The 6000-nt window shown below is 46.9% G+C and carries 7 protein-coding genes and 1 pseudogene; 5 read left to right on the top strand and 3 right to left on the bottom strand.

The window, feature by feature from the left end:
• Together B5G10_RS12850 and B5G10_RS08695 are read left to right on the top strand one after the other, a co-directional pair.
• Nucleotides 1-100 (top strand): annotated as a pseudogene (locus tag B5G10_RS12850) (IS982 family transposase); the annotation flags it as partial.
• A gap of 60 nt (nt 101-160) precedes the next feature.
• Nucleotides 161-463, top strand: coding sequence for a helix-turn-helix domain-containing protein (locus tag B5G10_RS08695; protein WP_022459656.1), 303 nt, complete (start codon nt 161-163; stop codon nt 461-463).
• A 75-nt stretch (nt 464-538) separates the two neighbouring features.
• Here B5G10_RS08695 and B5G10_RS08690 read toward each other — a convergent pair whose 3' ends face one another.
• The 3 genes from B5G10_RS08690 to B5G10_RS08680 form a co-directional block, all read right to left on the bottom strand.
• On the bottom strand, nt 539-1663 hold the full coding sequence (locus tag B5G10_RS08690) for a Fic family protein (RefSeq protein WP_164470660.1): 1125 nt from the start codon (nt 1661-1663) through the stop codon (nt 539-541).
• A gap of 96 nt (nt 1664-1759) precedes the next feature.
• Nucleotides 1760-2134 carry a hypothetical protein gene (locus tag B5G10_RS08685; RefSeq protein WP_087424339.1) on the bottom strand — a complete coding sequence of 125 codons (375 nt, stop codon included), beginning with the start codon at nt 2132-2134 and terminating at the stop codon, nt 1760-1762.
• Between the two features lie 3 nt (nt 2135-2137).
• Entirely contained in the window at nt 2138-2617 is a 480-nt protein-coding gene (locus B5G10_RS08680) for a site-specific integrase (RefSeq protein ID WP_343285889.1), read from the bottom strand.
• A gap of 321 nt (nt 2618-2938) precedes the next feature.
• On the opposite strand from B5G10_RS08680, the gene B5G10_RS08675 reads away from it, so the two are divergent.
• Genes B5G10_RS08675 through B5G10_RS08665 form a run of 3 tightly spaced genes read left to right on the top strand, consistent with a single transcriptional unit; the run spans nt 2939 to nt 5993 of the window.
• On the top strand, nt 2939-4270 hold the full coding sequence (locus B5G10_RS08675; RefSeq protein WP_087424348.1) for a site-specific integrase: 1332 nt from the start codon (nt 2939-2941) through the stop codon (nt 4268-4270).
• 3 nt (nt 4271-4273) lie between these two features.
• On the top strand, nt 4274-5611 hold the full coding sequence (locus B5G10_RS08670; RefSeq protein WP_087424338.1) for a site-specific integrase: 1338 nt from the start codon (nt 4274-4276) through the stop codon (nt 5609-5611).
• A 7-nt stretch (nt 5612-5618) separates the two neighbouring features.
• Nucleotides 5619-5993, top strand: a complete 375-nt coding sequence (locus B5G10_RS08665; RefSeq protein ID WP_087424347.1) for a transporter — start codon at nt 5619-5621, stop codon at nt 5991-5993.
• Nucleotides 5994-6000 lie beyond the last annotated feature (7 nt).

Below are 6000 nucleotides of genomic sequence, written 5' to 3'. Positions count from 1 at the left end.
CGTAAACCTGTTGGGTGCAATTGCTGCATATTGTTGCTTTCCCAAGAAGCCGTGTATCAATGTTACAAGAACTATTGACACACAGCTCGCTTTGTTTTGAATTCGTCGAACTCACGTTAATATATAACAGTTAAACAATAACCACTAAATCCATAATAACATGAGTGAACTGAGAACAGACAGCAGAGAATGGGTACACCGTATCATGGGAAGTCTTGACCGTATGCTGGTCGGGATTGAGAATCTGGCGGTCGGAAACCGTCCCGTACTTGGTGGCGAACGCTATCTGACCGATAAGGAAGTGTCGGCACAATTAAAACTGAGCAGACGTACGCTTCAGGATTATCGTAATGAAGGAAGAATATCTTATTACCAGTTGGGAGGTAAAATCCTTTACCGGGAGAGTGATATTGAGAAAATGCTTCAGGAGAATTATCGTGAAGCATATATGAGTGGTAAATAAAAGATAAGCATAAAGGCTGTGTGACATCGGTTTATCTAGACCGGCACACAGCCTTTATGCTTGTATGATGAACGATTATACATCTTCCGGCATGGGGATGACAATGATAGACTCATTGCACCGGATTCCGTAGAATACGTCACGAACCCGCCCCTGCTGGGGTATCAGAATACCCTTTTCTACCAGATCTTTTATATCGCGTGCTGCTGTATCCGGTGATACCTTTACACGTTTTGCCCAGTTCTTAGCCGTCAGTTTGCCGGGATAACCGTCCAAATATAAATTCAAGACTTCACGTTGTCGTTCGGACAGGACTGTTTCGGCATGGGTTTGCCAGAATATGGCCTTATTAAGAACCTTTGACAATGTTTCGTCGGATTGCTCGACGGAACGGAGCAGGCAGTCAAGATACCAGATGATCCATTCAGTAATTTCGCAATCTCCCTTCTGTGTTTTCTCCAATATGTCGTAATACTGTTTTTTATCCTTGTTTATCTGATGGGAGATACTGAAGAAACGCATCTTTGAGTTTTCAGCCTGTGAAAGTGCCATATCAGCAATGGCTCGTCCGATTCGTCCGTTTCCGTCATCGAAAGGGTGGATGCAGACAAACCACAAATGGGCTATTGCAGATTTCACATAACCGTTATGTGCATCTGAATTGAACCAGTCCAGAAACCGATTCATTTCTTCGTCTATTCTTTCAGGAGCAGGCGCTACATAATGTACCTTTTCCCGACCGAACATTCCAGAAATAACTTTCATATCTCCACTGCGGTATCGGGCAACATCTATTTTCGTTGGACCGCTCCATCCGGTAGGAAACAGGCAGTTGTGCCAGCCGAAGAGTCTTTCATGGGTCAGCGGACTGTTGAAATTGACGGTTGCGTCAAGTGCCATTTCCACTACTCCGTCTATATATCGTGAGGATTCGGTCGGATTCGGTAGTTGTACTCCGAGTTTGCGGGCTACAGATGAACGTACCTGCTCATTGTTCAATTCCACTCCTTCAATTTCTGATGATGCAATGATGTCATGAGAGATGGATTCAACTACGGCAGACATCTTGTCGTTAAAACCGATTACACTAAGGCGTCCCATCAGATAACCGACAGCCTTATTTACCTTGTTCAGTTTCTCACCGACAAGTTCCTTGTTCCACGAAAAGGAAGGCCATTCTTTATGTTCATGTATATACATAGGCATCACTGTTTTTTGCAAATATACGGTTTTGCGGATAATTAACCGCAAAATTTGCGGCTTATTATCCGCATGAAATAGTGAAATCAATATTTATCAGCATTTTAGATATGACTTATGATTTCCATTCACCATGCAGATAACCATTGACTTTTCAGATTGGAACAGTCTGCTGATTATATACTCACGTAATTGTTGGGCCGGATAAGTATTAATCTGAAAGGCAAGCGCAAATATCATTTCCAGGTTATAGACTACCTGATATCCCTCTTTTAACGGAATACGTTGTTCTGCGGTGAATGGTTGCAATATCCCAAGTTTATATATTCTTCTTTTCGCAGCCCTTAAAGTCGGTGCAACTACATTGAACAAGCCGACAAGTTCGGCTTCGTCCATACGAATCTTATCAGGATGGACAGCAGGAATAACAATCCTGCCATCCTCCGTTATATGGATAATTTCTCTTTTCATAAGCTACAGACAATTTGAAAGTACATCCCTTACATTATTCATATCTTTCAGAATAGAACTGTCGAGTACCCTTGCATAGTGCTGCGTCATCTTGATATTGGAGTGACCGAGCATTTTGGCTACATTCTCAATGCTTACCCCATTGGCCAAACAGACAGATGTGGCGTATGAGTGACGGGCGGTGTGGGTAGTCAGGTTCTTCTTTATCAGGCATAGGTCGGCAATCTCTTTCAGGTAGCTGTTCATCTTCTGATTGCAGGGAACAGGCAGCAATACTCCTTTCTTTTTGCAGGCAGGATAATCTGCATATTTTCTCAGGATTTCCAAAGGAATATCCAGCAGCGGAATATTGCACATGTTCTTTGTTTTCTGACGTGGCTTCCTGATCCACAGGTTTCCGTTGTTGTCTTTTACGATATGCTCAGGGGAAAGTTGTTGCACATCAATGAAAGCCAGACCGGTAAAGGAAGAAAGAAGCATCAAAGCAAGGGAGATAGGAACAAAGAGAATCAAACGCAACCCGTTGTAAACAAGCGGTTTTGCAGTCGTTTGCCATTGCAGCCAAACAGCAGGGAAAGGCAGGATAATGCAAGATTTCCGCTACCAAGTCATTACCTGTTCCGCAACCTGACTGAAGCCTGAAAAACAGCGTTCCTAATGCTTGTAAACAAGCATTATACGTGCGGCAATGGCTTCAAATCCGCAGATTTAGCAGCATCCGTTCCGTTTGCGCCGTTCTGCCCCGTTTCCAATTCTGTCGGTCGGCAATGTATCACTAATATTGCAACCAAAAAAGTTATGGCAATGAAGACAGAAATGAAAGTGCTGCTCTACATCAAGCGCAGCGGACAGGACAAGGACGGACGGTCGCCCCTCATGGGCAGGATAGCCGTCAGGGGAAAGAACAATTCTATCGCACAGTTCTCATGCAAGTTCAAGGTGGATGTAAGGCTGTGGAACGCCACTGCCCAACGGTGTACGGGCAAGAGCCGGATGGCGGTCATGGCAAACCGGGAGATTGAACGCACGCTATTGTTGTTGCGCCAGCGTTTCAACGAACTTAAAGACATCAAGGAGGTTGTTTCGGCAGAGGAAGTGAAGAACGCCTACCAAGGGCTGGCGGAATCTCAGGACACCATCATGAAGCTGTTTGCGGAGCATAATGAGGAATATGCCTTGCGCGTGGGCGTAAACCGTTCCGCAACCAGCTATTACCATTACACGAACACTTACCGCCACCTCGCCACCTTCCTGAAAGACAAGTACCACCTTTCAGACATGCCAGTCAAGCAGTTAGACGAGAATTTCATCGAGGATTTCGACATGTACATGCGCACCGTCAAGCGGTTTATGCCCAAGACCATACTCGGACATGTAAACCGCCTGAAAAGCGTGATGATGCTTGCCGTGTTCCGTGGCATTATCCCGTTCAGCCCGTTCAAAGGCTACAGACCACAAAAGCCGGAGTTCAAGCAGATGTACCTTACGGAAGAGGAACTGGGCAAGTTCGCCAACATGACTTATGATACGCCCAACCGCAATTTCACGAGGGACATGTTCCTGTTCTCATGTTGGACGGGCATTTGTTACTGCGACATGAGGGCGTTGACGGAGAAGAACCTTGTAAAAGCCGAGGATGGAAGCCTGTGGATTCATACCGAACGGCAGAAGACCGGAACGCCCGAATGTGTAAGGCTGATGGAAATACCGCTCGCCATATTGGAGAAATACAAGGGCATGGATGCCGACGGGAAATTGCTGCCCATGCTTACGAAAGAAAGCATGAACCGCCACCTCAAAAAGATGTCGGTGATGTGCGGCATCAACCGTCCGATTTCATTCCATCAGGCACGTCATACATTCGGCAGTATAATTTGTTTATCGCAAGGAATACCCATCGAAACGGTAAGCAAAATCATGGGGCACAAGCATATCAAAACCACACAGCGGTATGCGAAAGTCACGCAGGACAAGATTGACCGTGACGTGGACAGGCTGAATGAAGCCATCGGCGGCAAGTTCTCCCTGTTCGGGATTGATGCATCCCCTTCCACGATACGCAAGGACAACACCCGGCGCAGGGTAAATCCGAGTTGGAAACAAAGGGCTATTGTCAAACAAATGATGGAGGGATAAGCCATGCGCAGCACGTTCAAGCTATTATTTTACATCAACCGACAGAAGTTGAAGAAGAACGGCAAATGCCCTGTCATGGGACGTATTACCCTTGACGGCAAGGTCAGCCAGTATTCTACAGGGTTGGAAGTCGAGCCTGCGTATTGGGAAGCCGACACGGGCAGGGCTTCCACCGACTGGCGCAAGGAAAGCCTTGACTGCGAGAAGAAAAAGGAACTGGTCAGGCTAAACGATGCCCTGTCCGCACTGGAAGCCAAAGCCCATGCCGCCTACAAGGAGAATGTGGACAGATACGGCTTCGTGTCGGCTGAAATCATCAAGAACGCCGTGACGGGCAAGTCGCAGGTGAAGGAAACCCTGCTTGCGCTAATGGACGAACATAACGAAGAATATGCCAAGCGTGTGGGCATTGACAGGACAAGGCACAGCTATGTCCGCTATCTGACCACACGCAAGCACATTCACAATTTTATGAAGTACAAGTACAACATGGAGGACATGCCGTTGCGCTCGCTGACCATGCGTTTCATGACCGACTTCACGTTTTACCTTTCCACCGTGCTGAGATTGAAAGTGTCGGCATACAACGACTATCTCATCCTGCTGCACAAGATGACGCGGCTCGCCTTGAAGAAGCATATTCTCAAACGCGACCCTTTCGCGGGACACAAGATAGAGAAGGTTCCGGTGAACCACCGCTACCTGACGGGTGAGCAGTTTGAGAAGCTGTTGAAAGCCAAGCTGCCCACATACCGACTTTGTCATACGAGGGACTTGTTCGTCTTTTCGACTTTCACGGGCATCGGGAGGGCAGACTTGGCGAATCTGACGGAGGACAACATCATCACGAAGGAGGACGGTAGCAAGTGGATTCACATCGCACGTCAGAAGACCAAGATGGAGTGCCATATCAAATTGTTGGACATACCCTTGCGCATCATTGAGAAATATCGCGGAGAAGGCAAGGACGGCAAACTGTTTTATGTGCCAATCACCGGAAACCTCAACCGCAGCCTGAAAATGATTGCCGAACAATGTGGCTTGGACTGCCATCTTACCTACTATCAAAGCCGTCACTCCTTCGCAACCCTGATTTGCCTGAACAACGGCGTGCCGATAGAAAGTATCAGCAAGATGATGGGGCATTCCTCCATCCGCACCACGCAAATCTATGCGGAAATCACCAACCAGAAGGTGAGCCGTGACTTGGCTGTATTGTCCGAGACCACCAAAGGCAAGTTCTCCCTGCCTGATGACGGGATGCCATCGCGTGTGTTCAAATGCGGCAATTACAGCGGCTGGAAAAAGGAATGTAAACGGAATTCAGACAATGAAAAATGATGCGGACATGGAAAGAGGAATAATCACAATCAATGAAAACGGGGCGGTCACGATGCCGACCGCTCCCGTTTGGATGACGCAGCAGGAAATGTCCGATGCGTTCAATGTGTTCGGCTATCACATTCGTAAGGCTGTACACACTATCTACAAAAACATGGAATTGCTGGAAAGCGAAACGAAGCGGTACATCAGGCAGGACAATGGGATTAATTATGATGTTTACAGCCTTGAAATGGTGATTGCCGTTTCCTTTAAGTTGAGAAGTAGGGAGAGTATGGCTTTCCGGCGGTTCATCATGGGAAAACTCTGTTCTTTCAATAGGGGAGATTCCATCCATTTGTTCTTTTCGCTATCTGATACCCATCCACGATACACGTGTTAGAATGAAG

Origin of the sequence: Barnesiella sp. An55 (assembly GCF_002161555.1) — a bacterium.
GTDB lineage: Bacteria > Bacteroidota > Bacteroidia > Bacteroidales > Barnesiellaceae > Barnesiella > Barnesiella merdipullorum.
The sequence above is the reverse complement of the archived record's forward strand: the minus strand, read 5'-3'. Positions and strand labels throughout refer to the sequence as shown.